Genomic DNA, 24,994 nt, shown 5'->3' on the forward strand with positions numbered 1-24,994 from the left:
TCCTCCCTGTAAAGTTGTCCCGTTGCACACAGGCACGCCGATGACCGAAGGAGGCTGGACGATGACTCGCGTCGACGAGTTCAACAGCTTCTACGCCTCGACCTTCGCCGAAGCCGTCCACGTGACGTACGCCGTCTGCGGCGATCGGCAGGTCGCCTTCGAGGCGACGGTCGACGCCTACCGCCGGGCATGGCGCGACTGGTCCAAGATCCGTGACCGCCATCCGTTGTCGTACGTCCGCAACGAGGCCTGGAAGCTCACCGCACTGAGCCGCGGCACGCATCCGCTGCGTCGTCGTCACGAGGAGGACAGCGACACCGGCTTGCTGACCGCCCTGCACGAGCTGCCAGCCGACGACCGCCGCCTGATCGCCTTGATGACGCTGGGCAACACCGATCTCGAAGAGGCATCCCGCGAGGTCGGCGTGCCCGCCGAGGTGGGCATCGAGAACGTCACCTCGGCGCTGACGGCGCTCGAGAAGGCCCTCGACGACAGCATCGATGCGGTCGAACGCCGGATGCACGGTCTGTCGGCGGTGACCGACACGCTGGAGGCCCCCCGCTCGGCTGACATCCGCACCGCGGCCCGCCGCGGGCGTCAGCGCAACACGGTCCTGCTGGTGGTCGTCGCGCTGGTCGTGATCTTCGGAGGAGGCTGGCTCGCCACCGACGGCGACGCCCTTGCCACCAGCGAGCAGCTGCCGCAGCGCCAGAAGATCGGGGCCGAGAGCCAGGACATCCTGCTCGACGCCGAGAAGATCGACTCCGGCAACCTGCTTTCTGCCGCACAGGTGACCCAGCTCGGCACCGATCGGACCTGGAAGGTCGAGAACACCGACGACGACCTGACCAACACGACCCCGTACGCGACGTGCCCCACGACCCGCTTCGCCGACAAGGACCCGCTCAAGGTCTTCGTCCGCACGTTCAGCGCGTCCGGCACCGACAATGCGCGGGTCGCGCAGGCGATCGAGCTGTCCCGCAGCGAAGAAGTCGCCACCGAGACCTATCAGCGGCTCGTCCAGTGGTACGCCGACTGCGAGCATCCGCGGGTCGAGCTGGTGGCGGCCTACACCGTGCAGCGGCCGTTCGGCGACTTCCAGATCCTCAAGCTGCGGTCGCACCGTTCACCTGAACGCACCTTCACGGTCGGGTTCAGCCATTCGGGCACCGTCACGAGCACGCTCGTCCACGAGGTCGACGGGGTCCGCGGGCCGAGCGTCCAGGCCTTCGCCCGCACCCTCAACGACTCAGTCGCCAAGATCTGCAAGGACAGCGGCGGCGACTGCTCCGACGAGATCGAGGTGGTGCGCAGCGATCCTCCGCCCACGTCGAAGGCACCGTCGTTCTTGGGCATCGTCGACCTTCCACCCGTCGCCGACATCGACAAGGTCTGGGCTGCTGCACCGTTCGCGGCCCGCACCAACCCGGCAGCGACCCTGTGCGACAACGCGAGCTTCACCAGCAAGTCGGTCGAGAAGGCCGGATCGCGCATCTACGTGCTCTACCAGGCCGAGAACCTGCCCAAGGAGTTCGGCATCGCCGAGACCGTGGCGCGGTTCACGTCGGTCGCCAAGGCCAAGACGTTCGTCAAGCTCGTCAACCAGCGGATCGCCGACTGCTCCGACGACATCTTGTCGGCCAAGGTCGACCAGAACATCAAGATCTCCGAGCCGGCGTTCTCGGGGCAGGCCCGACGGGTCAGCTTCCAGCTTCTCCGACAAGAGCAGCAGCCGGGTCTACCTGCGCACCGCGATCGTGCGCCGCGGCACCGACGTCGCCCAGGTGACGTTCACGCCCGCCGGCAGGTACGACATCACCCAGAAGCAGTTCGCCGCCATCGCGGAGCGCGCGGGAGTCCGCCTCAAGTACGTCAACTGACCCCCACCCCTTCCCCGCGAGTGGTGCGGTTCGGTCGTTCTGGGACGGTGTGTCTGTCCACAGCGCACCGCTCGGGGAGCTGTTTGCACCACTCGCAGGGCAGACAGCAGAGGGCCCCGACTCCGTCGTGACGGAGTCGGGGCCCTCTGCGCTAGGTCTTGCGGAGTCCTACAGACCCTTGAGGATCTCGCGCATGAGCTCGGCGGTCTCGGACGGCGTCTTGCCGACCTTGACGCCCGCAGCCTCGAGGGCTTCCTTCTTGCCCTGAGCGGTGCCAGCACCGTCGGACACGATGGCGCCGGCGTGGCCCATCGTCTTGCCCTCGGGAGCCGTGAAGCCGGCGACGTAGCCGACGACAGGCTTGGTGACATTGGCCTTGATGTAGGCCGCAGCCTTCTCCTCAGCGTCGCCGCCGATCTCGCCGATCATGACGATCGCCTTGGTCTCGGGGTCAGCCTCGAACGCTGCGAGAGCGTCGATGTGCGTCGTGCCGATGATCGGGTCGCCGCCGATGCCGATGGCGGTCGAGAAGCCGAAGTCGCGCAGCTCGAACATCATCTGGTAGGTCAGCGTGCCGGACTTGGAGACCAGGCCGATCGGACCCTTGCCGGCGATGTTGGCAGGCGTGATGCCGGCCAGCGCCTCGCCCGGCGTGATGATGCCGGGGCAGTTGGGCCGATGATCTGCGTCTTCTTGCCCTGCGCGTAGGCCCAGAACTCAGCCGAGTCCTGGACGGGAACGCCCTCGGTGATGATGACGAGCAGGCCGATCTCGGCGTCGATCGCCTCGACGACGGCGTCCTTGGTGAACGCCGGCGGCACGAAGGCGACCGACACGTCAGCGCCGGTCTTCTCGATGGCCTCGGCGACCGACCCGAAGACGGGCAGCTCGACCGTGGCGCCGTTGGCGTCGACGTGCTCGACCGTGGTGCCGGCCTTGCGAGCGTTGACGCCACCGACGACCTGAGTGCCGGCAGCCAGCATGCGGGCGGTGTGCTTGGAGCCCTCACCGCCGGTGATGCCCTGAACGATGACCTTGGAGTCCTTGGTCAGAAAAATAGCCATGTCTACCCCTTAGCCGTTCGCCAGTTCGGCGGCCTTGTCGGCCGCACCGTCCATCGTGTCCACCTGGGTGACGAGCGGGTGGTTGAGCTCGTTGAGGATCGCGCGACCCTCGTCGACGTTGTTGCCGTCGAGGCGGACGACGAGGGGCTTGGAGGCCTCGTCGCCGAGGAGCTCGAGAGCGCCCTTGATGCCGTTGGCGACCGCGTCACACGAGGTGATGCCGCCGAAGACGTTGACGAACACGCTCTTGACCTGCGGATCGTTCAGGATGACGTCGAGACCGTTGGCCATGACCTCGGCCGACGCTCCTCCGCCGATGTCGAGGAAGTTGGCGGGCTTGACGCCACCGTGGTTCTCGCCGGCGTACGCGACGACGTCGAGGGTGCTCATGACGAGTCCCGCGCCGTTGCCGATGATGCCGACCTCACCGTCGAGCTTGACGTAGTTGAGGCCCTTGGCCTTGGCCTTCGCCTCGAGCGGGTCGGCCTCTTCGTGGATCACGAAGTCTTCGTGCTCGGGGTGACGCACCTCGGAGGCGTTCTCGTCGAGCGAGACCTTGCCGTCGAGCGCTTCGAGCTTGTCGCCCTCGAGGCGAGCCAGCGGGTTGACCTCGACGAGCGTGGCGTCCTCTTCGACGAAGACCTTCCACAGCGACTGGACCATGGCGACGGCCTGGTCGGTCAGCTCAGCCGGGAACTTGGCCTCTTCGACGATCGCGCGGGCCTTGGCCTCGTCGACACCGACACCGGCGTCGATCGGGATCTGGCGCACGGCCTCGGGGTTGGTCTTGGCGACCTCTTCGATCTCGACACCACCCTCGACGCTTGCGATGCACAGGTAGCTGCGGTTGGAGCGGTCCAGCAGGAAGGAGAAGTAGTACTCCTCGATCGGCGGCGTCGCCGGCGTGACGAGCACCCGGTTGACCGGCAGATCCTTGATCGTCAGCTGCAGGATGTTGGTCGCGTGCTCGAAGGCCTCGTCGGGGGTCTTGGCGATCTTGACGCCACCCGCCTTGCCACGGCCGCCGGCCTTGACCTGCGCCTTGATGACAGTCACGCCACCGAGCTGCTCGGCTGCGGCCTTGGCCTCGTCGGCCGTCTGAACGACGATGCCGAGCGTCGTCGCGACGCCATGCTTGGCGAAGAGTTCCTTCGCCTGATATTCCATCAAATCCACGGTGGTGTCCGTCCTCAGTTGGAGTTCCGCTGCGCTCAGGGTGGCTGGGAAACAGCCGAAAATTGAGCCTTATCGACTCTATACCGCGCCTGTCGTTTCAGCGGCGTTGGATACGTCACACCCGGGCGCCTCGGAATGCTCCACGACGGGCGCCTCGGGCCCGATCTCGCGGCACAGAGCGCGCAACCGCTGCGCCGTCGACTCGTCACCGATCACGACGACGAGCTCGGCATCTTCGGCGATCGCGGCACTCAGCAGGTGCTCGGCGGTCTGGTCACCGCCGACGTAGACGACTTCGTGTCCGTCGTCGAGCAGCCGCCGCGCGGTCGTGCGCGCGGTGTCGTCCTGTCCCGTCGAACCCACGATGATGCGTTTTCTGGCCACGATCAAGGTTCCCACATGGGTGAATGCGATCACATTTTGTCGACAATTCCGCCTCAATGCTTGTCCACCTGATGACCGATTTACCGATTTGGTTTCCTCCCGCTTGCCGCGTCGGCTAAGGTCGATGAAGTCCTGTTGCCCCGTCCTGGAGGTTTGCTGCGTGTCTTCATCTGCGCCCAAACGCCGGCTCGACGTACGCCAGGAGAGCCCGCAGCGGGTCGCAGGTAAACGCGCTGCCGAGCGCCGGGCGCCCCGCCGCCACTCGCTCGTCCCCACTCCAGCGATGGCCGGTGCGTGCGCACTGCTCCTGGCTGCCTTCGGATCCACCGTGATCGGCAGCGCTGCAGACGGAAACACGCTCAAGGCTGACAACTACCAGACCATCTCGCAGAGACACCGGCCCGGCAGAGAGTGCGAGCGGCGATGTCGACATCAGCCGCGACTTCAACCGCAGCAACTTCGCCAAGCAGGCCAAGGCGCAGGCCAACCAGGTGCAGGCCGCTCAGAAAGAGCTCGCCAGCACCGTCAACGAGGTCAACAAGAAGGAGATCCGGGCCAAGCAAGCTGAACCAGTGGGTTCTCCCGGTTACCGGCTACCACTTGACGGCCCGTTTCGGTCAGAGCAGCGGACTCTGGTCCACGACCCACACCGGTCTCGACTTCGCCGGCCCCGCTGGCACCACGATCGTCTCGGTCGCCGCCGGCACCGTGACGTCGAGCGGCTACGAGGGCGCGTACGGCAACCGCACCATCATCACGCTCAATGACGGCACCGAGATCTGGTACTGCCACCAGAGCAAGATCGTCGCCAACGTCGGCGACGTCGTGGCACCCGGCCAGGTCATCGGCTACACCGGTTCGACCGGCAACGTGACCGGCCCCCACCTGCACCTCGAGGTACGGCCCGGCGGCGGAGATCCGATCGACCCGTACGCGGCGCTCTCCTCGCACGACGCACGTCCCTGATCAAGCCACTCAGCGCTGAGCTTCGATCGGCGGCTGTCAGAGCTTCTCGACCGGCGCGTAGCGCAGCAGCAACCGCTTGACGCCGCCCGAGCCGAAGTCGACCGAGGCCACTGACTTCTCGGCCTGCCCCTCGACGGCCACCACGGTGCCGAGGCCGAACTGGTCGTGGCTGACCCGATCGCCGGGCGACAGCGAGATGACCTCGCGGTTGACCTTCTTGGAGCGGGCCGCGACGTTGGACGAGCGGAACGTCGACTGCGCTGACGCCGATGGCTGGCTGGGGGTCCACTGCGACGGCGACGATCCGACCCGGCGCCAGTCGATCAAGGTGGCCGGCACCTCGTCGAGGAATCGCGAGGCCGGGTTGTACGAGGGTGCGCCCCAGGCAGCACGGGTCGTCGCGCGGGTGACGTAGAGCCGCGAACGCGCCCCGGGTGATGCCGACGTAGGCGAGGCGGCGCTCTTCCTCGAGCTCTTTTGACGTCGGCGAGCGAGCGCATGTGCGGGAAGACCCCGTCTTCGAGGCCGGTCAGGAACACGACCGGGAACTCCAGGCCCTTGGCGGTGTGCAGCGTCATCAAGGTGACGACGCCGTCGCCCTCGTCGGGGATCTGGTCGGCATCGGCGACGAGGGCGACCTGCTCGAGGAAGGCCGCGAGCGAGCCCTCCCCCAGCGTCGGCTCGTCGGAGATCGCGTCGACGGCCTCGGACGGCTCCTCGACGTAGTGCTCGGGCATCAGGTCGTTCTCGTCGACCGTGCTGGCGCCGACGACGAACTCACGGGCCACGGCGACGGCTCGGCGAGGTTCTCGACGCGGGTCTCGTCCTGCGGGTCGGTGCTGTTCTCGAGCGACGACAGGTAGCCGCTGCGGGTCAGGGCGGCCTCGAGCACAGCATCGGCCGCTGCACCGGAGTCGGCGAACTCCATGAGCTCGGACATGAACGTCGTGAAGCCCTGGATCGCGTTCAGCGACCGGGTGGCCAGGTCGGGGGCCTCGTCGGCGCGGGTCAGCGCCTCCCAGTAGCCGATGTCGTGCTGGGTCGCCAGACGCTGGATCGACGCCTCTGCCCGGTCACCGATGCCCCGCTTGGGCTCGTTGATGATGCGTCGCAACGAGACTGCGTCGCGCGGGTTGACGAGCGCGCGCACGTAGGCGAGGGCGTCCTTGATCTCCTTGCGCTCGTAGAACCGCGCACCGCCCACGACGCGGTAGGGCAGACCGACCCGCATGAAGACTTCTTCGAACACCCGGCTCTGGGCGTTCGTGCGGTAGAAGATTGCGACGTCCTTGGCCGCAGCATCGCCGGCGTCGACGGGCTTGTCGATCTCGTCGGAGATGAACTGGGCCTCGTCGCGTTCGTCGTCGCCCACGTAGCCGACGATCTTCTCGCCGTCGCCTTCGGCCGACCACAGCTGCTTGTCCTTGCGACCCGCGTTGCGGCTGATGACGGAGTTGGCCGCCGACAGAATCGTCTGGGTGGAGCGGTAGTTCTGCTCGAGCAGCACTGTTGCGGCGCCCGGGAAGTCGGCCTCGAACTCGAGGATGTTGCGGATGTTGGCACCGCGAAAGGCATAGATCGACTGATCGGAGTCGCCGACCACCAGGAGGTCGGAGTCTTCGTCGGTCAGCTCCTTGATCAGCTGGTACTGCGCGTGGTTGGTGTCTTGGTACTCGTCGACCAGGATGTGCCGGAATCGGCGACGGTAGGTCTCGCGCACGTCGGGCCAAGCCTGGAACAGGTGGACCGTGTTCATGATGAGGTCGTCGAAGTCCATCGCGTTGGCAGCCTGCAGGCGAGCCTGGTAGGCCTGGTAGACCTCGGCGTAGATCTCTTCGGTCGGATTCTGCGCGCGCCCGGCCGCTGCCTCGTGATCGACCAGCCGTTCTTGAGGTTGGAGATCCAGCCCAGCACCGCTCGCGGGTTGATCCGCTTGGGATCGAGGTCCATGTCGCGGCAGATCAGGGTCATCAGGCGGCGCTGATCGGCCGAGTCGTAGATCGTGAACGACGACGTGAAGCCGAACTTGCTGGCCTCACGACGCAGGATGCGCACGGCTGCCGAGTGGAACGTCGAGACCCACATCATCCGGGCACGCGGGCCGACCAGCTCGGCGACGCGCTCGCGCATCTCGGCGGCGGCCTTGTTGGTGAACGTGATCGCCAGGATCGACCCCGGATGCGCGCCACGATCGGCGATGAGCCAGGCGATGCGGCGGGTCAGCACGCGGGTCTTGCCTGATCCGGCGCCGGCGACGACCAGCAGGGGGCCGCCCGGGTGGGAGACGGCCGCACGCTGGGCGTCGTTGAGCCCGTCGAGCAGGGTCTCGGACCGCGGGCGCCTCGTCGTGGGGGCGTCAGGACTGCCCATGGCGGGACTGCCCATAGAGGGGACGGGGAACGGCAAGGTCATCGTGCATCGATCCTAGTTGCCAGCGCCGACACCGGCGTCGTGGGTGCGCACAGAAGTACACTCCGTGTCATGGATGTCACGGGCGAGATCCGCGCGGCTCGCGAGGCCGACCTCGACACGTTGACCGACGTGTGGGAGCGCGCCGCACGTTCCTCCCACGGCTTCATGGACCCCGACGAGTTCACGGCGATGCGGCCGTTCATCCGCGACTCGTACCTGCCGTCGATGGACGTGTGGCTCGCCGAGGTCGACGGGACGCCGGTCGCCTTCGTCGGCGCGCAGGGCAGCCACGTCGAGCTGCTCTACATCGACCCGCCGTTCCACGGTCTCGGCATCGGCACGCGGCTGATCCAGCACGTGGGCGCCACGAGCGTCGAGGTGTACGCCGGCAACACGTCGGGCCTCGGCTTCTACCGTTCTCGCGGCTTCACCGAGACGGCCCGACGCGACCACGACCCGGCTGGTCGCCCGTACCCCATGGTGGTGCTCAGACATGACCCTGACGATCGACCACCTCAGTCCGAGCCTCCGTTCGAGCAGCTGCGCCGCCAGATCGCCGGCGGCGCGAGCGACGGGACGTTCGCGCCCGGGCACAAAGCCCGACGGTGCGCGGCCTCGCCGAGACGCTGGGCATCGCGACCAACACCGTCGCCAAGGCCTATCGCGCGCTCGAGGCCGATGGTGTCATCGAGACCCACGGACGCAAGGGCACGCTGATCGCCGCCCGACGGATGCACGACGCCGAGACCGACACGGCTGCCCGGGCCTACGCGCCTGCTGGCCCGCCGGCAGGGGCTGTCGAGGGACGAGGCGCTGCTCCTGGTCGACCCGTCACTGGAAGCCGTGACATCGGCTAGCGTGAGGGCGTGCCAACGTCTGAGATCACCATCACCGGCCTGACCAAGACCTTCGGCGCAGTGCGAGCCGTCGATGACCTGTCGTTCACCGTCCGTCCCGGGCGGGCACCCGGCTTCCTCGGTCCCAACGGCTCGGGCAAGACCACGACCCTGCGCATGCTGCTGGGGCTGGTCGAGCCGACCGCAGGCTCGGCCCTCATCGGAGGCCGGCACTACACCGAGCTCCCCCAGCCGGCCCGCACGGTGGGTGCTGCCCTCGAGGCCAACAGCCTCCACCCCGGACGCACGGCTCGCGGTCACCTACGTGTCTTCGCGCCCCAGGTCGACGCGACGGATGCCCGCGTCGACGAGGTGCTCGAGGTCGTCGGCCTGACCGAGGCCGCCAACCGTCGGGTCTCCGGGGTCTCGCTCGGCATGCGCCAGCGACTCGGGCTCGCCACGACCCTGCTGGGTGATCCTCAGGTGCTCGTGCTCGACGAACCTGCCAACGGGCTCGATCCGCACGGCATCTCGTGGCTGCGGCTGTTCCTGCGCCACCTGGCGGCAGAGGGCCGTACCGTGCTGGTGTCGAGCCATGTCCTCGGCGAGGTGCAGCAGACCGTCGACGACGTCGTGATCATCGCGCGCGGCCGGCTGGTCCACGCCTCGACCCTCGACGGCTCGCCTCCCTCGGCGAGCGTTAGGGTCCCACGTGCGCACCCCCGACCGTCGACTGCTCGAGCAGATCGCGCAGGCCCGGCAGTGGCGCATCTCCGACGATCCGTCCCGGCGTCGTGGTGCACGGTGCCACGGCCGCCGAGATCGGTGCAGTGGCCTTCGCCGAACGGCTCGAGTTGCACGGGCTGTCCGATGACGTGCTCGACCTCGAAGACGTCTTCCTCCGACTCACCGACCAGAACGGGACGACCGCATGAACGCCGCGATCCGCACCGAGCTCCCGAGCTCCTCAGCACCCGGCTCTGGTGGATCCTGCTGATCGGCATGGCTGCCTACATGGCATTCCTCGCCGCGGTGCTCGGATTCGCCCTCGCGACGGGTGACTCGATGACGGGGTCGAGCGGCCTGTCCTCGGCCGAGATCACCGGCTCGGTCTACACCCTGGCCACGGCCCTCGGCTACGTGTTCCCGCTCGTCGTCGGCGCCCTCATCCTGACCAACGAGTTCCGTCACCAGACCGCGACGCCGACCTTCCTGTTCGAGCCGCGACGCCACGTCGTGCTGGCTGCCAGCTCGTCGTCGCTGGCCTGATCGGCCTGCTGTTCGGGTTGGCCGGGTCGTCGGGACGCTCGCAACCGGCGTGCCGGTGCTGGCCGCCAAGAACGTTCCACTGCTGCTCGACACCGGCTCCACCTGGACGGCGCTGGTCCTCAGCAGTCGTCGCCCTGGCCCTGTGGTGCATGATCGGCGTCGGCCTCGGCTCGGTGCTGCCCAACCAGGTCGGTGCGATCATTGCGATCTTGGCCTTCACCCAATTCGTCGAGCCCATCGTCCGCCTGGGGCTGTCGGCGTTCGACGCGACGGCACCGATCGCCCGTTTCCTGCCCGGAGCCGCGGCCGAGGCCATCGCCGGATCGAGCTTCTACACCGCAGGGTCGGCGACCGGCTGCTCGGACGACTGCCTGGGGCGCTGGTGATGCTGGCGTACATCGCGGTGCTCGCGCTGATCGGACTGCGCACGACGTTGCGCCGCGACATCACCTGAGGACCGGTTGGCCGCGCTCGATAGCGTGGAGGGGTGCCATTCGAACTCGTGCTCGCCCTGTTGCTCCTGGCCGGACTCGCCCTCATCGGTCTTGCTCTCAGCGGTTACGGCAGTCGCGACCGCTCGCACGAACCGCCGCCGCGCATGCCTGGTCACGAGATCCAGGAAGAGCCGGCCCGACGTCGCAACCTCGACGAGGGCTAGCAGCGCACCTGCGGCGACCCGACATCACTCCGCACTGTCGTTGGGCTTTCGCCAGCTGCGCTCGAACGGCAGTCGCCAGGCCCGTGGCGCGATGAGCTGGTGGATCGCGTTGGGACCCCCACGTGCCGGGCGCGTACGGGCGCACCGGCGGGATGTCGGCCAGCAGCGGTTCGGAGCCTCCCACAGCCGTTCGATGCCCTCGGCGGTCGTGAACAGCGTCCGCTCTCCGCGCATCGCGTCGTAGATGAGCCGCTCGTACGCCTCGAGCACCTGCCCAGCGCGTTCGGTCTCCTGCATCGCGAACTGCACGCTCAGCTTGTCGAGCCGCATGCCCGGACCAGGGCGCTTGCCGTAGAACGACAGCGACATCCGCGACGCGTCGGCCAGGTCGAACGTCAGGTGGTCGGGTCCGGCCAAGCCGACTCCCCGAGCCGGCCGGGAACATGCTCTTGGGCGGCTCCCGGAAGGCGATCGAGATGATCCGCGCCCCTTCGGCCAGCTCTTTGCCGGTGCGCAGGTAGACGGCACACCGGCCCACCGCCAGTTGTCGATCTCGGCTTTGAGCGCCACGAACGTGTCGGTCTCGGAGTCCGACGCGACACCCGGCTGCGGAACGATAGCCCTGGTACTGGCCGCGCACGACCGCGTGTGGGTCGAGCGGCAGCATCGACCGGAAGACCTTGTTCTTCTCCTCGGAGATCGAGTCGGAGTCGAGCGATGTCGGCGGTTCCATGGCCATGAACGCCAGCACCTGGAACAGGTGGGTCGCGACCATGTCCTTGAACGCACCCGTGCCCTCGTAGAAGCCTGCGCGACCTGACACCGAGAGCGTCTCGGGAACGTCGATCTGGACGTGGTCGATGAAGTTGCGGTTCCAGATCGGCTCGAACAGGCCGTTGGCGAACCGGAACGCGAGGATGCTGAGCGCAGCCTCCTTGCCGAGGAAGTGGTCGATGCGGAAGATCTGCGACTCGTCGAAGACTTCGTGGATCTGGTGGTTCAGGCTCCTGGCACTGGCCAGATCGGTGCCGAACGGCTTCTCCATGATGATCCGCGACCGTTCGACGAGGCGCGCCTCGTCGAGCGTGTGGATGACGTCGAGCGCCGACGTGGGTGGGACGCTCAGGTAGTGCAGTCGTCGGGGCTCTCCCCCGAGGCTCGGCCTCCCAAGCCGGCTGCTGCGGTGGCGAGCGCCTCGGGCCCGGCCTTGACGTTGACGTACGACAGCTCGAGCGCGAACTCAGCCCACTGCTGCTCGTCGATCGCCCGGGTGCTGAACTCTCGGTAGGCCTCGCCCGCGAACTCGCGGAAGGCGTGGTCGTCGAAGTCGTCGAGCGAGACTCCGATGATGCGGGAGTCGGACACGAGTCCGGACTGCAGCAGGTGCATGATGCCCGGCAGAGCTGCGTCGGGCCAGGTCGCCGGTGGCACCGAACAACACGATCAGATGAGGCTCGTCCATGCGACCAACCTTCACCCGGCTCGTTACATCCGCAACCCCTGCGAGTCAACAGGTGGTGAATCTGTCGCCCCGACACGGTCGGGTCAGCGCGTCAGAACGCCGACTTCGATCTGCACCTCGACCGGATCGGTGATCCTGGCGATCTCTCCTTCGTCCACGAGCCGGCCTCGGTGTAGGTCGAGTCACCATCCTTCAGGACGTACGCCGTGAGGCTGGCCGTCGGCTCGAGCTCGACGCGCCGGTCAGCCCCGATACCAGCCGCAGCATATTCGGCAGGCTTCGTGATGCGGTCATTCGTGCGAGATCCGGGTGACACCACCTCGACGACCAACACGACGTCTTGTGGCAACACGCTCACCGCACCAGACGAATAGGCGGATGCACGAAAGACCATGACGTCGGGGACGCGGAAAGTCGGCGCGATGTCGAGACCAGCGTTCTCGAACACCCGGAAGCGATCACCGCAGGCATCGGTCAGAAGCCGATTGCAGCTTCTTGGCCGCAGCCTGGTGGCCGAACGAGGGAGGCGGCACCATCATCAGCTGGCCATCGACGATCTCAAATCGCCGCTCGTCGTCGGGCAGCCGCGCGAGATCGTCGATAGTCCAGACGTGTGGCGGGCCGACCTCGTCGAACGGGAGAACGATGTGTGCCATGGCCATCCTCTCGACCTCCTCAGTCTCTCACGGCAAACTGTCACCTTCCAAGGATCGAGACGACGCAGCGGCACCGCAACCACCAAGAGACAACCTGTGGACAAGCCCAGCCGTCACTCCAACCGGTCGACCGCCATGTCGCCGGCGTCGACCCGGCGCAGCATCTGCCCGAGGATCTCGGAGTCGAACCGCCCCGAGGCCCGCGCATCCATCAGGGCGTCGCGCTGATCGGCGAGCACGGCCCGGCGCAGCTCGGCATAGTCGTGCAGCCGCTGCCGGCTCTGCTCGCCCGTGCCAGCCCACCGTGTCGTCCGGTCGACGTGGCTGTCTTCGCGCACCTGGTCGACGACGACCGGCTCGACCGGACGTCCGTCGAGTCCCTCGTCGGCGGCCTCGGCGCAGCGGGACGCTGCCACGTCGGCGAGCACCTGTGACAGCGCAGTCAGCTGCTGCCACTCCATGTCCCGGCGATCGGCCTCGACCCCGAGCCGGCGCACGACCCACGACAACGTGCCGCCCTGCAGCAGCAACGAGACCACCGCGACCGTGAAGGCCACCAGGATCAGGAGCTCGCGCTGCTCGAACCCGGTCGGCAACGTCTGCGCGGCCGCCAAGGTCACGCTGCCGCGCATCCCCGCCCACACCAGGACCATGCCGTCGCGCCGATCGAGCCGCTCCTCCTCGTAGAAGCGCATGTCGGCCTCACGGCGGGTCACCATCTGGTGGATGCGCTGCAACCGTCGTTCCGACATCGCCTGACCCTCGTCGCTCGCGAGGTAGTCGCGGATGCGGGTCAGCCGCGGCTCGGCTCGGTGCATGTTCTGCCGGTCCTTCAGCAGGCTCCACAGCAGCAGCACGACGTACACCGCACGCACCAGCAGCAGGACCACCAGGCAGATCGCGCTCGGGCGACGAGACGTCCGGCGCTGCCGTCCTGGGCCCGGAAGTCGTCGACCAGTGGACCGACCTCGAGCCCCATCAGCAGGAACACGCCTCCTTCGAGCAGGAAGGCGATGGTCCGCCAGTTGACCGACTCGGCGAGCCGGTCCTGTGCCCGCAGCACCGACGGCCCCCAGTACCCCGTCACGAGCCCCGTCGTGACCACCGCGACCAGTCCGGACGCACCGAAGTGCTCGGCCGGGGCGTACGCGATGAACGGGACGGCGAACGAGATCGCGGTGTTGATCGTGGCGTCGTGCAGTCGAGCCCGCACACCGATGCTGATGGCGCCGACGACGAGCCCGACGACGGCTGCGACGCCGATCGCCGCCACGAAGTCGATCGTGACGTCGACCAGCGAGACCGAGAGCCCGGTCGCCGCGACAGCCGAACGCAGCAGCACGAGCGCCGACGCGTCGTTGATCATGCTCTCGCCCTCCAGGACGGTCGTCAGCCGGGGCGCGACGCCCGTCCGCTTGACGATCGAGGTCGCCACGGCATCGGTCGGGCTGACGATGGCGCCCAGCGCGACTCCCTCGGCGAAGCCGAGCCCGGCACGACGAGCTCGACGATCCAGCCGATCGCGAGGGCCGACGAGATCACCACGACGATCGACAGCCAGCCGATCGACTTCAGGTCGCGGCGGAAGTCCATGGCCGGCATGTTGACCGAGGCGGCGTACAGCAGAGGCGGCAGCACCCCGGCGAGGATCAGCTCGGGTTCCGGCTCGATCCGCGGGACACCGGGGACGAGCGCCAGCAGGAAGCCTGCCGCGATCAGCACCAGCGGCGACGCGACGCCGACCTTGGGAGCCAGCACCGACGAGGCGACGATGACGGCCAGCGCGAGCACCGCGAAGATCGTGAGGTCCATGACGACGATCCTCTCACCGGCTCCTGGGCGCGCCCTGACGATGCGCTGTCAGCGGTCCGGCAGCATGCCAGCGACGTGACAGCGCCCTGCCAGCGCGCCCGTGGAACATCGTGGACATGACCAACTACGCCATCCGTGCCGAAGGGCTCACGAAGCACTACGGCACCACGAAAGCACTCGACGGCATCGACCTGTCCGTCCCCGAGGGCACCGTCCTCGGCGTCCTCGGCCCCAACGGGGCTGGCAAGACCACTGCGGTCCGCATCCTGGCGACCTTGCTGCGCCCCGACTCCGGGACAGCCACGGTCGCCGGCCACGACGTCGTGCGAGACCCCAATGCCGTGCGTCGCTCGATCGGCCTGACCGGCCAGTACGCATCGGTCGACGAGCAGCTGACCGGCCGGGAGAACCTCGAGCTGTTCGCCCGGCTGCTCGACTTCACCCGACCCGATGCACGGGCCCGCGCGGCCGAGCTGCTCTCCCAGTTCGGGCTGGACGAAGCCGGCGACCGCCGCGCCAAGACCTACTCCGGCGGCATGCGACGCCGTCTCGACCTCGCCGCCAGCCTCGTCGGCCGGCCCGCCGTCATCTTCCTCGACGAACCCACCACCGGGCTCGACCCGAGCAAGCGGGACGACGTCTGGAACATGGTGCGCCTGCTGACGTCGGAGGGCACCACGGTGCTCCTGACGACGCAGTACCTCGAGGAGGCGGACGCACTCGCCGACGCCATCACGGTGATCGACCTCGGGAAGGTCATCGCCCACGGCACGGCCTCCGAGCTCAAGCAGATCGTCGGAGGCCGGTCTCTGCAGATCCGACCCGCCGACCTGCGCGACACCGCCGACATCCGGGCCGTCCTGAGCCGGGTCACGGGCCGCAGCGTCGGCGAGCTCACCCGTGGGCTGCTGACGACGCCGATCGAGGCCGAGCACGACTTCACCACGATCGTCGCCGACCTCGCAGCCCGCGGCATCGCCCTCACCGAGATATCGCTGAGCCTGCCGAGCCTCGACGAGGTCTTCTTCACCCTCACCGGTCAAGGCGCCGCGAACGCGCCGACCGACACCGACAAGGAGCTGGTCCGATGACCATGACCGTCCCCGAGGTCGCCGTCGCACGACCGGCCTCGTCCCTGCCCTGGCTACGGCACTCGCTGTCGCTGGCCGGCCGCTCGATCAAGAAGATGATGCGCCACCCCGAGCAGTTCTTCGACGTGACGTTGCAGCCCGTGCTGTTCCTCGTGATCTTCGTGTACGTCCTGGGCGGCGCGATCGCCGGCTCGACCCAGGACTACCTGCAGTTCGTGCTGCCCGGCATCATGATCCAGACCGTGCTGTTCAGCACCGTCGCGATCGGCGTCAACCTCAACACCGACATCAAGGAGGGCGTCTTCGACCGGTTCCGGTCGCTGCCCATCCCCCGGTCCGCTCCCCTCGTCGGTGCCACGATCGCCGAGTGCCTGCGCTACGCGATCACGATCGCGGTCAGCCTGTTCGCCGGCTTCGTCATGGGGTTCCGCACCAGCACCTCCCCCGTCAAGGTGGTCGCTGCCTGCCTGCTCGTGCTGTTCTTCGCCTGGTGCATGTGCTGGATCGCGATCTGGCTGGGCATGATCATGCGCGAGGCCGGCTCGGTGCAGGGCATCGGCTTCATGGCCCTGTTCCCGCTCACGTTCGGCTCCAGCATGTTCGCCTCCGCCGACACGATGCCCGGCTGGCTCAAGGCCTGGGTCAACATCAACCCGGTGACTCATCTGACCGACGCCGTGCGCGGGCTGCTGACCGGCGGCCCGGTCGCGCAGGACGCGTTCATCGCGCTGGGGACAGCCGGGCTGCTGCTGGCGATCTTCGCACCGTTGGCCGTGCGCGCCTACCGCACCAAGGCCTAGCGTCCGGGGACGGCCAGGGCGAGGGCGGCCTCGGCGGTCAGTGCTGCACCGTCGGTGCGCAGCGCCGCCAGTCGCTCCTCGCCCAGGGCCGTCCGCAGACGTTCGTCGATCTCACGGGCGTCGCGGTTCATCAGGTCGGCGCGGCCACGGATGACATCGGCCGCGCCGAGCAGACGTGCCGCCCGGTCGGCGTCACCGGCACGGTGCGCGACGAACGCCCAGCTGAGACGACCTCGGCCAGGATCGGCATGTCCTGGGTGCTGACGGCCAGCCGGCCGGCTTGTTGCAGCTCGGCGTAGGCACCGTCGAGATCATCGACGCAGGCCCGGGCGATGGCCAGCGACGCCTTCACGGCCGCGTCGAGCTGGCCCCCGCCGAAGGCCACTGCGGCATCGAGGTTGGCCACGGCCAGCGATGTGCTCCAGCGCGAGTGCATGATTGCCCCGCACGTGCTCGAGGTGGCCGAGGTTCATCCGGTCACCAGCCGGTGCGACGGTTGCCGTCTCGACGTGCCTGCTGCAGCGTGGCCGTCAGGTCGGTCCGGAGCTCGTCGAGCGTCTCCTCGTCACCGAGCATCATCTGCAGCCCGATGATCTTCATGCTCGCGAACTCCGCGTCCTCGGTCGCGCCGAGCTCGTCGAGCAGGGGCACGGCTTCCTCCCCACGAGGCCAGTGCCGCGACGAGCTCGCCGTCGAGCGACTGGATGGCACCTCGCTGCGACAAGGTCATCGCCAGCCCCCACCGATCGCCGATCGACCTAAAGTCGTTGATCGTCGGCTCGAGCAGCTCGACCGTCTCGCCGATCCGGCCGACGTTCTCCAGCAGCACGAGACGCAGCAGCCGGGTCGTGGCACGGGTCCACGCGTCGACGGGCACCGGCAGCTCACGTTCACCGGTCAGGCCGAAGAAGTCCAACGTGGCCAGGACGACGTCGACGATCGGGCTCACCGGATGGTGGGTGTCCCACAGCCTGAGGATGCGTTCGACCGGTGGGGCCCAACCGGCCGGCTCATCGACCTCCGACGCACGCCACGACTGTGCCAGGATGCCGGTGACGGCCAACGCCTCCAGGCATATCTCGCTGGCAGCATCTCCCTCTCCCGGCAGCGCCTGCACCGTCTGGGCCCAGGTGTACGCCTCGAGGTGCTGGCTGCGGATCGACCAGAACCAGGCATACGACGCGACCAGCCGGCCGGCGTGGGCCCGGTTGCCCGGTCCACGGCGAAGCGCAGAGCCGCCATGATGTTGCCTGCCTCGGCGTCAGCTCGCGAGTCGCCTCGACCTGGCCTGCTCCCCTCAGCTGCACCGCCAGGCGTTCGACGAGTCCCACGAAGTACTCGAGGTGGGAGTCGCGGACCTCCTCGGCGATGCCCCGGTCCAGCAGCCGCTCGACGCCGTACTCGCGCAACGTCTCCAACATCCTGAACCGTGGCGTGTCGCCACGTACCGCCACGAGCAACGACTTGTCGGCCAACGACTCGAGCAGCTTCTCCGGTCGCGACCCCCGGAAGCACCGCCGAAGCGCTCTCGACCGTCACCCCGCCGGGGAACACCGCGAGCCGTTCGGCCAGATCGCGTTTCGTGCGGATCGAGCAGGTCCCAGCTCCACTCCACGACCGCGCGCAGCGTGCGGTGCCGCGGCAACGACGTGCGGCTGCCGCCGGTCAGCAGCCTGAACCGGTCGGAGAGCCTGGCCGCCACCTAAGCTGCCGTCAACGTGCGCAGCCGGGCCGCCGCCAGCTCGATCGCGAGCGGCTGACCGTCGAGGCGTCGGCAGATCTCTCGCACCGCCGGGAGCGTCTCGGTCGTCAGCTCGAAGGCGTGGTCGACGGTCTGGGCCCGCAGCACGAACAGCTGGACCGCGCTGAACGTGCTCGCGACCTCGACCGAGTCGTCGTCGGTCGGCATCGTCAACGGGCTGAGCTGTAGCCGTACTCACCGATGATCCGCAACGGTTCACGGCTCGTCGCGATGATGTGGAGCTTCGGCGCGTGCGCGAGGACGTCGTCGACGATCGCGGCCACTGCGTCGATCAGGTGCTCGCAGTTGTCGAGCAGCAGCAGGCCCTCGACGTCGCGCACGGCCTCGACCAGCCGGGACCTCTCGTCGAGGCGTGGCGCCGACGATGGGCGGTCGAGCACCGCGACCTCGAGCAGCCCGAGCGCGGCCAGCATCGCCGGGACGATGCCGTCATCACCTGTCACGGAGGCCAGCTCGGCCAGCCACACCTCGTCGAACCGGTCTCCCGTCGAGCGTGCGGTCTCGACGGCCAGCCTGGTCTTGCCCGCCCCGCCCGGTCCGAGGATCGTGACCAGCCGGTGGTCCTCCAGCGCGGCCGCCAGCTCATCGATCGCCCGTTCGCGGCCGACGAACGAGCTCAGGCCGACCGGCAACGCCGGGTGGCTGCGGTGCCCGTGCTGCTCGCCTCGCAGGATCGAGACGTGCAGTGCCTGCAGCTCCGGCGACGGCTCGGTGCCCAGCGTCGGCCAGCTCGGTGCGTAGCCGGTCGTACGCCGCCAGGGCCTCGTTGGCGCGTCCCTGGGCTGCCAACGCCGTCAGGTAGAGCCGCCAGAACCCGTCGCGGTAGGGATGGTCGGCGGTCAGCTGCGCCAGCTCGGCGATCACGGTCGGGTCGGTGCGGACCCGCGCTGCGACGGCCGACTCGACGGCCGTCAGGCGCAGCTCCTCCAGCCGGGTCGCCGCCGACGGCGCGAACGGGAACTCGATGACGTCGACGAGCGCATCGCCGCGCCACAGGCTCAGCGCCTCGACGGCACGTCCGGTCGACACCAGGTGCTCCAGCTCGTGCGCGTCGACGTTCGCACCGTGCAGGACGTATCCGGCGGGAGTGGAGACGAGCGCGCCCGGCGGGAGCCGACGACGGGTCCGGGACACGACCGACTGGAGCGCATTGACCGCATCGGCGGGTACGTCGAGACCCCACAAGTCGTCGATCAGGGTCGACGCGGAGACCGGACGACCACCGGCCAGAGCCAGCCGGACGACGAGGGCGCGGTTGCGCGGCCCGCCGGGATCGACCTCCTGGTCGTCGGCGCGCACCCGCAACGGTCCGAGGACGTCAACCTGCACATCCGCCATTGTGCCCGTCCAGGCCGCCGTCGTGTGTCAACGGCTAGCGGGTGGCGTTGACGCTGCGGAGGATCGCCTTCGGTGCGGTGCGGGTGAGGTACGTCGTCGAGGGCTTCTTCTTCATCTCCACCGTGATCACGGCGCGCTTCTTGTGGTGCTTGCGAAAACCACATCGAGTACGTCCCGTGGCACTTGGAGAAGCAGTCGAACGACTTCTTGGGCAGCCTGATGTGCTTGGCCAGCCGCTTGGCCCACGCCTTGTTGCCGGTGTCACGGATGTCGATGCCGTTGAGCGGCTGGTGGAAGCTGATCGTGTAACGCGGCTTGATCTTGTTGACGAACGCTCGGATCGCGCGGGACTCCGGCTCGGAGAATGCCTTCTTGCCGCCGTACGTGGCGCCCGATCCCTTCTTCCAGCCGGTCGAGAAGTTGCGGTTGAGGTCGACCTTGCGGGCATTCTGCCGAGTGTTCTTGGCGACCCCGTCGGGGTTGACGACCGGCACGACCCAGATGTCAGCACCGGTGATCGGCTTGCCGTCCCGCAGTGCGCGCAACGTCTTGATCGCGCCCTTCTCGTTGCCGTGCATCCCGGCGAGCAGCACCATCTTCTTGGTCGACCGGGGGCTGCCCAGCCGCCAGGCGATGATGTCGCGGCCCTTGACGCTCTCGCCGATGACGCGGCGCTCGAGGACGGCCGGACGGTCAGCGTCCGACGCTTGTGCGGGCACCGCGAGCAGCGATGCACCAAGACCTACGACCAGCGATCCGACCATCCCGAGAACCCTCATGGCAGCAATTCTGACCCGGATCGGCCGCATCTGCTCAAGTCGGTGGCAGCCGATCAGATCAGGCGACGGTCGTTGGCCCAGCGGGTCAGCCGTGACGGCTCGACAGCTGGAGCTCGCGCAGCACGCTCGACACATGCGTCTCGACGGTCTTGATCGAGATGAACAGCTCCTTGGCGACCTCCTTGTACGCGTAACCGCGCGCGATCAGCCGCATGACCTCACGCTCGCGCTCGGTCAGCCGGTCGAGGTCCTCGTCGACCTGGGCGATCTCGATCGTCCCGGCGAAGGCGTCGAGCACGAACCCGGCCAGCCGCGGCGAGAAGAAGGCGTCGCCTGCGGCGACCCGGTTGATCGCCTCGAGCAGCTCGGGGCCGGAGATGTTCTTCGTGACGTAGCCGCGAGCGCCCGCCCGGATGATGCCGATGACGTCCTCGGCCGCATCGCTGACCGACAACGCCAAGAACTTCATGTCGGGATGCCGGACGTGCAGGCGGCGGATGACCTCGAGCCCGCCACCACCGGGCATGTGGACGTCGAGCAGGACGACGTCGGGCGTCGTCGCGACGAGTGCCGTGACGGCGCTCTCGACATCCTCCGCCTCGGCGACGACCTCGACAGGTCCTTCGATCTCGGCTCGCACGCCGGTGCGGAACATCGCGTGATCGTCGACGATCGCGACTCGCAGGGTCATGATGTGGCCTCTTCACTCGGGGTGCTCTCGGACTCGGCGCGACGGATCGGCACGCGAAGCGCCACCTCGGTTCCCTCGCCCGGCTCACTGCGGATCGTAGCGGTGCCGCCGTGACGTTCGACCCGGCCGATGATCGAGCCGCGCACGCCCATCCGGTCCGGCGCGATCGCGTCGAGGTCGAAACCGACTCCGCGGTCACGGACGAACACCTCCGCAGCTCGTCCGTCGGACTCCGCGTAGACGTCGATGCGATCGACCGCAGCATGCTTGGCCGCGTTGATCATGGCTTCACGCGAGGCGCGCGCGAGCGCCGTCACATCGGGGTCGAGCCCCGCGTCACCGACGGCCACGACCTCGACCGGCACGTGGTGGACGTCCTCGACCTCGGCAGCGGCGGCGCGCAGTGCGCCGACCAGCGAGTCGCCGGCCTGCTCGTCGCTGCCGTACAGCCACGACCTGAGCTCACGTTCCTGCCGTCGGGCGAGCGTCGCCACGGCGGCGGCATCGCCGGCGTTCTTCTGCAGCAGTGCCAGGGTCTGCAGCACCGAGTCGTGCAGGTGCGCTGCGACATCGGCCCGTTCTTGAGAACGCACCCGTTCGCGTCGCTCCTCGCTGAGGTCCTTGGCCTGGTTGGCGATCCACGGCCCGAGCAGCAGCCCGATGCCCAGCAGGGCGATGACCAAGGCGGCTGCCAGGTCGAGCGCCGCGCTCCACCCTCCTTCGCGGCTGAGCAGGTAGACCGCGGCGAGCGCCACCATGACCCCGCCGGCCGCGATCCTGGACGCGAAGGCCCAGCCCTGGGTGCCACGCATCCAACGCGCCCACGCGGCGTTGTCGAGCTGGCGCCAGATCACGGCAAGTCCGATCACCCCGATCAGCAGCGGCACGAACACTCCACCCTCGACGCCGCGTCCCGAGGCCTGGATCACGACCAGTACGCCGACACCGAGGGCGACCAGCGCCACCGCCTGCACCATCTCGCGAGACTTGGGACGGCTGCCGGTGCGCAGGCCCTGGCGGGTCGCCGCCTCCAGACCGGGAGACAGCTCGGGAGCCTGCAACGGCAGCAACCGCCACAGCACGAGGTACGCGATGACCCCGACTCCCTGGAACCAGGTGGCCACCACGAACGCCAGGCGGACGTACACGACGGGCACCGCCAAATGATCGGCAAGACCCGTGGCAACGCCGCCGATCAGGCGACGGTCAGCCGGCCGATAGGCGCGACGGTAGGTCGGGGAGGGTGAGGACACACCACGATCGTCACACGTACGCACACTGGCGCGCCATCAGGATCGTCCCCGAGTCGACCAGGGGCAGGTTCAGGGTCGTACCCGATGTGCTGCGCCTCCCCGCGAGCCAGGATGGAGACATGAACGACACCCAGCAGTCACCGCCCCCGTCCGGGCCTGACGACGACTTCGATGCACGCAAGCTGCGCAGCATCACCGACATGAGGCGGTCGAAGGACGACCGCATCATCGCCGGTGTGTGCTCCGGGGCCGCCCGGTACCTCAACGTCGACCCCGTCGTGATCCGCGTGCTCCTCGCCGTCCTGACACTCGCCGGGTTCGCCGGAGCGATCATCTACCTGGCCGCGTGGTTCCTGCTCCCGTCCGAGGGCGCCGAGAAGAGCGTCGCCGCCGACTGGCTGAAGCTCGACAAGAACGAGGAGCAGGTCCGGGTGGCCGGCATGATCGGCGCCGTCGTCCTGGCGGTGCTCTCGGCGGTCGGCGACGGCAGCTGGTCGTGGTGGGGCGACGCCCCCTGGTGGATCGTGCCGTTCGCGCTGCTCGCCTACTTCTTCTGGATCCGACCCCGGCGTCGGCGCGAGGCACGACAGGCCGCTGCTGCCCCCGAGGCCGTCCACTACTCGGCAGCAACGGGTTCCCCGACCCAGGTCATGTATCCGGCCGCGCCGCCCAAGCCCCGCAAGTCGCACGCCCTGCTGGCGCTGACCGCTTCCCTGACGCTCATCGCCCTGGCAGCGACCTGGATCTACGAGGAGACCCAGAAGGACCTCCCGTGGACGACGTACGTCGCCGTTGCTCTCGGTGTCGTCGCCCTCGGCCTGCTGGTCGGCACCTTCTTCGGCAACGGCGGGGGCCTGATCGCGATCGGCTGCCTGCTGGCCGTCGCACTCGCGCTCGGATCGCTCATCCCCGAAGGCGGCGTCGGCAGGGATCGCCAGGTCCCGTCAACCGCCAGCGAGGTCGAGTCCGCGTACAAGCACGGCGTCGGTGAGTTCGAGCTCGACCTGACCCAGGTCGATGACCTCAGCGCGCTGCACGGGCGCACCGTCACGCTTCGCCTGGGCATCGGGCACGCCCGAGTGCTGGTGCCCCGCGGTCTCGACGTCGACATCGAGTCTCACGTGGCCGCCGGAGACATCCAGGTCTTCGGCCGCAACGCCAACGGGACCGATATCGACCTCAACCTTCCGTCCACGTCTCAACCCGCGCTGACGATCGACATCAGTCAGCGCATCGGCCAGATCGAGGTGATCCGCAGATGAGCAAGCACCCATTCCGCTGGGAGAACCTGGTGTTCGCCCTGTTCTTCGCCGCCGTCGTCGGCAGCTGGGCCGTCTGGGAGCGCGATCTGCTGACTCCCCGCGAGCTCAGCCTGACCGCCGCCGGAACCCTGCTCGTCCTCGGTGTGCTCGGCGCCGCGGCGACGCTCTGGCCCACCCGCACCACCACCCTCACCACCTCCGAAGGAGCATCACATGAAGAAGCTGACCCGCAACCGTGACGACAAGTGGATCGGCGGCGTGTGCTCCGGCATCGCCGACTACACCGGTCTCGACACCACGGTCGTCCGGCTGCTCGTCGCCGTCGTCACGATCTTCAGCGCCGGCATGGGCATCTGCGCCTACATCGTGGCCTGGATCCTGATGCCGAGCACGCCGGAGAACGTCACGGTGTGGTCGCAGTCGACCGACGTGCCACCCACGACGTACGAGCCGCGACCGCCGTCTGAGTGAAGTCGGAGAACACACCGTCGACACCGGCATCGAAGAAGGCGAGGTACTCGGCCACGGCATCACCGTGGCGGCCTTGTCGCTGCCGATGCGCAGGTCGGTCGGCAGGAAGTTGTTCTCGTTGCGCATCGTCCAGATGTGCACCAGCAGGCCGAACCGGTGGGCCTTGCGCACGAGCTTGGTCTGACCGTTGAGCCGGAACCGCTCGTCTCGCCGGATCACGAGGCTCTTGTTGGGGCCGATCCCGTCGGCGTACTCGGCGATCTTCTCCAGCTCGACCTTCTTGGTCAGCCTGCGGTACGTGCGCGGGATCGCGGGCGGCCACCAGGTCGTACGGGGCGCCCTGGCGGTCGAGCAGCTGGATCAACGTCAACGGTGTCCGCGCTCGCAATGCCCGCAGGTTGCCGGTCTCCATCGACTGGATGATGATCTTGGCGCCGCGGTGGTTGACCTGACGTCGGTCGAGCACCTCGATCAGCAGGTCGTTGAGATCGAGCCCGATGCCGGCGAAGTACGTCGGATGCTTGGTCTCGACGTAGACGCCGATCGGTTCGGCCCGGCCCACGCTGGCCTCTGCGGCGATGTCGAGCACCTCGTCGAAGGTGAGGATCTGCTCAGTGCGCGCCAGCGGGATGTTCTGAGGCCGCAGCTGCGGGAGCCGCTCCCGGACCCGCAGGGTCTTGATCTCCTCGAGGGTGAAGTCCTCGGTGAACCAGCCGGTGTGCGGCACGCCGTCGATGCAGCTTGCTGACCTTGCGATCGGCGAACTCCGGGTGCTCGGAGACATCGGTCGTGCCCCCGATCTCGTTCTCGTGCCGGACGACGAGCACGCCGTCCTTGGTCGAGACGACATCGGGCTCGATGTAGTCGCAGCCCTGCTCGATCGCCAGCAGGTAGGACGGGCGGGTGTGCTCAAGTCGTTCACCGGGGACACCGCGGTGGCCGATGACGATGGGGATCGTGGACACGTCTCCA

Annotated in this window: 34 protein-coding genes and 4 pseudogenes; 13 read left to right on the plus strand and 25 right to left on the minus strand. The window is 68.3% G+C overall.

Going from position 1 to position 24,994, the window contains the following annotated elements; all coding sequences use genetic code 11:
* The first annotated feature begins 61 nt into the window (after positions 1-61).
* Positions 62-2,011: an RNA polymerase sigma factor gene (locus ACHMWU_RS05835; RefSeq protein ID WP_396042074.1), complete on the plus strand. Its 1,950-nt coding sequence runs from the start codon at positions 62-64 to the stop codon at positions 2,009-2,011.
* A 37-nt stretch (positions 2,012-2,048) separates the two neighbouring features.
* Here ACHMWU_RS05835 and sucD read toward each other — a convergent pair.
* The 3 genes and pseudogenes from sucD to ACHMWU_RS05850 all read right to left on the minus strand — a co-directional run bounded on the left by sucD (position 2,049) and on the right by ACHMWU_RS05850 (position 4,684).
* Positions 2,049-2,944 (minus strand): annotated as a pseudogene (sucD, locus tag ACHMWU_RS05840) (succinate--CoA ligase subunit alpha).
* A gap of 9 nt (positions 2,945-2,953) precedes the next feature.
* A complete protein-coding gene (sucC, locus tag ACHMWU_RS05845) occupies positions 2,954-4,120 on the minus strand; it encodes an ADP-forming succinate--CoA ligase subunit beta (protein WP_396042075.1) in 1,167 nt (388 codons plus the stop codon).
* Positions 4,121-4,198: 78 nt separating this feature from the next.
* Positions 4,199-4,684, minus strand: a complete 486-nt coding sequence (locus ACHMWU_RS05850) for a hypothetical protein (protein ID WP_396042076.1) — start codon at positions 4,682-4,684, stop codon at positions 4,199-4,201.
* On the opposite strand from ACHMWU_RS05850, the gene ACHMWU_RS05855 reads away from it, so the two are divergent.
* Both ACHMWU_RS05855 and ACHMWU_RS05860 read left to right on the plus strand, forming a co-directional pair.
* Positions 4,665-5,072, plus strand: a complete 408-nt coding sequence (locus ACHMWU_RS05855) for a hypothetical protein (protein ID WP_396042077.1) — start codon at positions 4,665-4,667, stop codon at positions 5,070-5,072. The genes ACHMWU_RS05850 and ACHMWU_RS05855 overlap by 20 nt on opposite strands.
* Before the next feature lie 32 nt (positions 5,073-5,104).
* A complete protein-coding gene (locus ACHMWU_RS05860; RefSeq protein ID WP_396042078.1) occupies positions 5,105-5,470 on the plus strand; it encodes a M23 family metallopeptidase in 366 nt (121 codons plus the stop codon).
* A 36-nt stretch (positions 5,471-5,506) separates the two neighbouring features.
* Here the strand turns inward: ACHMWU_RS05860 and pcrA are convergent.
* Positions 5,507-7,882, minus strand: a pseudogene (pcrA, locus tag ACHMWU_RS05865) (DNA helicase PcrA).
* A 69-nt stretch (positions 7,883-7,951) separates the two neighbouring features.
* On the opposite strand from pcrA, the gene ACHMWU_RS05870 reads away from it, so the two are divergent.
* From ACHMWU_RS05870 to ACHMWU_RS05890, 5 genes are all read left to right on the plus strand, one after another.
* Complete coding sequence (locus ACHMWU_RS05870) at positions 7,952-8,599, plus strand: GNAT family N-acetyltransferase (protein ID WP_396042079.1); 648 nt, start codon at positions 7,952-7,954, stop codon at positions 8,597-8,599.
* Positions 8,488-8,739 (plus strand): GntR family transcriptional regulator, encoded by a 252-nt coding sequence (locus tag ACHMWU_RS05875; RefSeq protein WP_396042080.1) that lies wholly within the window; start codon positions 8,488-8,490, stop codon positions 8,737-8,739. Before ACHMWU_RS05870 ends, ACHMWU_RS05875 begins: the two co-directional genes overlap by 112 nt.
* Positions 8,740-8,748: 9 nt before the next feature.
* Entirely contained in the window at positions 8,749-9,987 is a 1,239-nt protein-coding gene (locus ACHMWU_RS05880) for an ATP-binding cassette domain-containing protein (RefSeq protein WP_396042081.1), read from the plus strand.
* Between the two features lie 17 nt (positions 9,988-10,004).
* The gene (locus tag ACHMWU_RS05885) at positions 10,005-10,373 is read left to right on the plus strand and encodes a hypothetical protein (RefSeq protein WP_396042082.1); all 369 of its coding nucleotides are present in this window, start codon (positions 10,005-10,007) and stop codon (positions 10,371-10,373) included.
* Positions 10,374-10,474: 101 nt separating this feature from the next.
* Positions 10,475-10,645 (plus strand): hypothetical protein, encoded by a 171-nt coding sequence (locus tag ACHMWU_RS05890; RefSeq protein ID WP_396042083.1) that lies wholly within the window; start codon positions 10,475-10,477, stop codon positions 10,643-10,645.
* A gap of 24 nt (positions 10,646-10,669) precedes the next feature.
* Here ACHMWU_RS05890 and ACHMWU_RS05895 read toward each other — a convergent pair whose 3' ends face one another.
* The 8 genes and pseudogenes from ACHMWU_RS05895 to ACHMWU_RS05930 form a co-directional block, all read right to left on the minus strand.
* Entirely contained in the window at positions 10,670-11,215 is a 546-nt protein-coding gene (locus tag ACHMWU_RS05895; protein ID WP_396042084.1) for a hypothetical protein, read from the minus strand.
* Positions 11,145-11,780: pseudogene (locus ACHMWU_RS05900) on the minus strand (glucose-6-phosphate dehydrogenase); the annotation flags it as partial. The pseudogene ACHMWU_RS05900 and the gene ACHMWU_RS05895, both read right to left, overlap by 71 nt.
* Entirely contained in the window at positions 11,768-12,076 is a 309-nt protein-coding gene (locus ACHMWU_RS05905) for a hypothetical protein (RefSeq protein WP_396042085.1), read from the minus strand. The gene ACHMWU_RS05905 and the pseudogene ACHMWU_RS05900, both read right to left, overlap by 13 nt.
* 122 nt (positions 12,077-12,198) lie before the next feature.
* Positions 12,199-12,555, minus strand: a complete 357-nt coding sequence (locus tag ACHMWU_RS05910; RefSeq protein WP_396042086.1) for a Uma2 family endonuclease — start codon at positions 12,553-12,555, stop codon at positions 12,199-12,201.
* A 10-nt stretch (positions 12,556-12,565) separates the two neighbouring features.
* A complete protein-coding gene (locus ACHMWU_RS05915) occupies positions 12,566-12,763 on the minus strand; it encodes a hypothetical protein (RefSeq protein WP_396042087.1) in 198 nt (65 codons plus the stop codon).
* Between the two features lie 113 nt (positions 12,764-12,876).
* Entirely contained in the window at positions 12,877-13,653 is a 777-nt protein-coding gene (locus ACHMWU_RS05920; RefSeq protein WP_396042088.1) for a cation:proton antiporter, read from the minus strand.
* Positions 13,596-14,198, minus strand: coding sequence for a cation:proton antiporter (locus ACHMWU_RS05925; RefSeq protein ID WP_396042089.1), 603 nt, complete (start codon positions 14,196-14,198; stop codon positions 13,596-13,598). Before ACHMWU_RS05925 ends, ACHMWU_RS05920 begins: the two co-directional genes overlap by 58 nt.
* On the minus strand, positions 14,153-14,575 hold the full coding sequence (locus tag ACHMWU_RS05930) for a cation:proton antiporter (RefSeq protein WP_396042090.1): 423 nt from the start codon (positions 14,573-14,575) through the stop codon (positions 14,153-14,155). Before ACHMWU_RS05930 ends, ACHMWU_RS05925 begins: the two co-directional genes overlap by 46 nt.
* A 116-nt stretch (positions 14,576-14,691) precedes the next feature.
* On the opposite strand from ACHMWU_RS05930, the gene ACHMWU_RS05935 reads away from it, so the two are divergent.
* Positions 14,692-15,666, plus strand: coding sequence for an ATP-binding cassette domain-containing protein (locus tag ACHMWU_RS05935; protein WP_396042091.1), 975 nt, complete (start codon positions 14,692-14,694; stop codon positions 15,664-15,666).
* Positions 15,663-16,466, plus strand: coding sequence for an ABC transporter permease (locus ACHMWU_RS05940; protein WP_396042092.1), 804 nt, complete (start codon positions 15,663-15,665; stop codon positions 16,464-16,466). The genes ACHMWU_RS05935 and ACHMWU_RS05940 overlap by 4 nt, the downstream gene beginning before the upstream one ends.
* Here ACHMWU_RS05940 and ACHMWU_RS05945 read toward each other — a convergent pair.
* The 11 genes and pseudogenes from ACHMWU_RS05945 to ACHMWU_RS05995 form a co-directional block, all read right to left on the minus strand.
* Positions 16,463-16,597, minus strand: a complete 135-nt coding sequence (locus ACHMWU_RS05945; RefSeq protein WP_396042093.1) for a hypothetical protein — start codon at positions 16,595-16,597, stop codon at positions 16,463-16,465. The two genes, ACHMWU_RS05940 and ACHMWU_RS05945, sit on opposite strands and share 4 nt — an antisense overlap.
* Positions 16,597-16,902 (minus strand): hypothetical protein, encoded by a 306-nt coding sequence (locus tag ACHMWU_RS05950; protein WP_396042094.1) that lies wholly within the window; start codon positions 16,900-16,902, stop codon positions 16,597-16,599. The genes ACHMWU_RS05945 and ACHMWU_RS05950 overlap by 1 nt, the downstream gene beginning before the upstream one ends.
* A gap of 41 nt (positions 16,903-16,943) precedes the next feature.
* Positions 16,944-17,066: a hypothetical protein gene (locus tag ACHMWU_RS05955; RefSeq protein WP_396042095.1), complete on the minus strand. Its 123-nt coding sequence runs from the start codon at positions 17,064-17,066 to the stop codon at positions 16,944-16,946.
* Positions 17,032-17,529, minus strand: coding sequence for a hypothetical protein (locus ACHMWU_RS05960; RefSeq protein WP_396042096.1), 498 nt, complete (start codon positions 17,527-17,529; stop codon positions 17,032-17,034). The genes ACHMWU_RS05955 and ACHMWU_RS05960 overlap by 35 nt, the downstream gene beginning before the upstream one ends.
* Positions 17,477-17,941, minus strand: a complete 465-nt coding sequence (locus tag ACHMWU_RS05965) for a hypothetical protein (protein WP_396042097.1) — start codon at positions 17,939-17,941, stop codon at positions 17,477-17,479. Before ACHMWU_RS05965 ends, ACHMWU_RS05960 begins: the two co-directional genes overlap by 53 nt.
* Before the next feature lie 227 nt (positions 17,942-18,168).
* Entirely contained in the window at positions 18,169-18,381 is a 213-nt protein-coding gene (locus tag ACHMWU_RS05970) for a hypothetical protein (protein WP_396042098.1), read from the minus strand.
* Positions 18,378-18,860: an AAA family ATPase gene (locus ACHMWU_RS05975; RefSeq protein ID WP_396042100.1), complete on the minus strand. Its 483-nt coding sequence runs from the start codon at positions 18,858-18,860 to the stop codon at positions 18,378-18,380. The genes ACHMWU_RS05970 and ACHMWU_RS05975 overlap by 4 nt, the downstream gene beginning before the upstream one ends.
* Positions 18,811-19,527, minus strand: a complete 717-nt coding sequence (locus ACHMWU_RS05980; RefSeq protein ID WP_396042101.1) for a BTAD domain-containing putative transcriptional regulator — start codon at positions 19,525-19,527, stop codon at positions 18,811-18,813. The genes ACHMWU_RS05975 and ACHMWU_RS05980 overlap by 50 nt, the downstream gene beginning before the upstream one ends.
* Positions 19,422-20,345 carry a DUF2817 domain-containing protein gene (locus tag ACHMWU_RS05985; RefSeq protein ID WP_396042102.1) on the minus strand — a complete coding sequence of 308 codons (924 nt, stop codon included), beginning with the start codon at positions 20,343-20,345 and terminating at the stop codon, positions 19,422-19,424. Before ACHMWU_RS05985 ends, ACHMWU_RS05980 begins: the two co-directional genes overlap by 106 nt.
* A 53-nt stretch (positions 20,346-20,398) precedes the next feature.
* Positions 20,399-21,036: pseudogene (locus ACHMWU_RS05990) on the minus strand (response regulator).
* Positions 21,033-22,289 carry a PspC domain-containing protein gene (locus tag ACHMWU_RS05995; RefSeq protein ID WP_396042103.1) on the minus strand — a complete coding sequence of 419 codons (1,257 nt, stop codon included), beginning with the start codon at positions 22,287-22,289 and terminating at the stop codon, positions 21,033-21,035. Before ACHMWU_RS05995 ends, ACHMWU_RS05990 begins: the two are co-directional and overlap by 4 nt.
* Positions 22,290-22,408: 119 nt before the next feature.
* Between ACHMWU_RS05995 and ACHMWU_RS06000 the strand changes: the two genes are divergently transcribed.
* Genes ACHMWU_RS06000 through ACHMWU_RS06010 form a run of 3 tightly spaced genes read left to right on the plus strand, consistent with a single transcriptional unit; the run spans position 22,409 to position 24,022 of the window.
* Positions 22,409-23,551, plus strand: coding sequence for a PspC domain-containing protein (locus ACHMWU_RS06000; RefSeq protein WP_396042104.1), 1,143 nt, complete (start codon positions 22,409-22,411; stop codon positions 23,549-23,551).
* A complete protein-coding gene (locus ACHMWU_RS06005; RefSeq protein ID WP_396042105.1) occupies positions 23,548-23,790 on the plus strand; it encodes a hypothetical protein in 243 nt (80 codons plus the stop codon). The genes ACHMWU_RS06000 and ACHMWU_RS06005 overlap by 4 nt, the downstream gene beginning before the upstream one ends.
* Positions 23,765-24,022: a PspC domain-containing protein gene (locus tag ACHMWU_RS06010; protein ID WP_396042106.1), complete on the plus strand. Its 258-nt coding sequence runs from the start codon at positions 23,765-23,767 to the stop codon at positions 24,020-24,022. The genes ACHMWU_RS06005 and ACHMWU_RS06010 overlap by 26 nt, the downstream gene beginning before the upstream one ends.
* Here ACHMWU_RS06010 and ACHMWU_RS06015 read toward each other — a convergent pair.
* Together ACHMWU_RS06015 and ACHMWU_RS06020 are read right to left on the minus strand one after the other, a co-directional pair.
* Positions 23,955-24,749 (minus strand): glycerophosphodiester phosphodiesterase family protein, encoded by a 795-nt coding sequence (locus tag ACHMWU_RS06015; RefSeq protein WP_396042107.1) that lies wholly within the window; start codon positions 24,747-24,749, stop codon positions 23,955-23,957. The two genes, ACHMWU_RS06010 and ACHMWU_RS06015, sit on opposite strands and share 68 nt — an antisense overlap.
* Positions 24,634-24,987 carry a glycerophosphodiester phosphodiesterase family protein gene (locus tag ACHMWU_RS06020; RefSeq protein ID WP_396042109.1) on the minus strand — a complete coding sequence of 118 codons (354 nt, stop codon included), beginning with the start codon at positions 24,985-24,987 and terminating at the stop codon, positions 24,634-24,636. The genes ACHMWU_RS06015 and ACHMWU_RS06020 overlap by 116 nt, the downstream gene beginning before the upstream one ends.
* Positions 24,988-24,994: the final 7 nt, after the last annotated feature.

The sequence above is a fragment of the Aeromicrobium sp. UC242_57 genome, from assembly GCF_044452305.1.
Classification (GTDB): Bacteria; Actinomycetota; Actinomycetes; order Propionibacteriales; family Nocardioidaceae; genus Aeromicrobium.

Coding starts and splice junctions, on each gene's coding strand:
- ACHMWU_RS05835 (WP_396042074.1), top strand. CDS start 62: ATGACTCGCGTCGACGAGTTCAACAGCTTCTACGCCTCGACCTTCGCC.
- ACHMWU_RS05870 (WP_396042079.1), top strand. CDS start 7,952: ATGGATGTCACGGGCGAGATCCGCGCGGCTCGCGAGGCCGACCTCGAC.
- ACHMWU_RS05915 (WP_396042087.1), bottom strand. CDS start 12,763: ATGGCACACATCGTTCTCCCGTTCGACGAGGTCGGCCCGCCACACGTC.
- ACHMWU_RS05930 (WP_396042090.1), bottom strand. CDS start 14,575: ATGGACCTCACGATCTTCGCGGTGCTCGCGCTGGCCGTCATCGTCGCC.
- ACHMWU_RS05935 (WP_396042091.1), top strand. CDS start 14,692: ATGACCAACTACGCCATCCGTGCCGAAGGGCTCACGAAGCACTACGGC.
- ACHMWU_RS05940 (WP_396042092.1), top strand. CDS start 15,663: ATGACCATGACCGTCCCCGAGGTCGCCGTCGCACGACCGGCCTCGTCC.
- ACHMWU_RS05945 (WP_396042093.1), bottom strand. CDS start 16,597: ATGAACCGCGACGCCCGTGAGATCGACGAACGTCTGCGGACGGCCCTG.
- ACHMWU_RS05950 (WP_396042094.1), bottom strand. CDS start 16,902: ATGCACTCGCGCTGGAGCACATCGCTGGCCGTGGCCAACCTCGATGCC.
- ACHMWU_RS05955 (WP_396042095.1), bottom strand. CDS start 17,066: ATGAAGATCATCGGGCTGCAGATGATGCTCGGTGACGAGGAGACGCTC.
- ACHMWU_RS05985 (WP_396042102.1), bottom strand. CDS start 20,345: ATGAGGGTTCTCGGGATGGTCGGATCGCTGGTCGTAGGTCTTGGTGCA.
- ACHMWU_RS06000 (WP_396042104.1), top strand. CDS start 22,409: ATGAACGACACCCAGCAGTCACCGCCCCCGTCCGGGCCTGACGACGAC.
- ACHMWU_RS06005 (WP_396042105.1), top strand. CDS start 23,548: ATGAGCAAGCACCCATTCCGCTGGGAGAACCTGGTGTTCGCCCTGTTC.
- ACHMWU_RS06010 (WP_396042106.1), top strand. CDS start 23,765: ATGAAGAAGCTGACCCGCAACCGTGACGACAAGTGGATCGGCGGCGTG.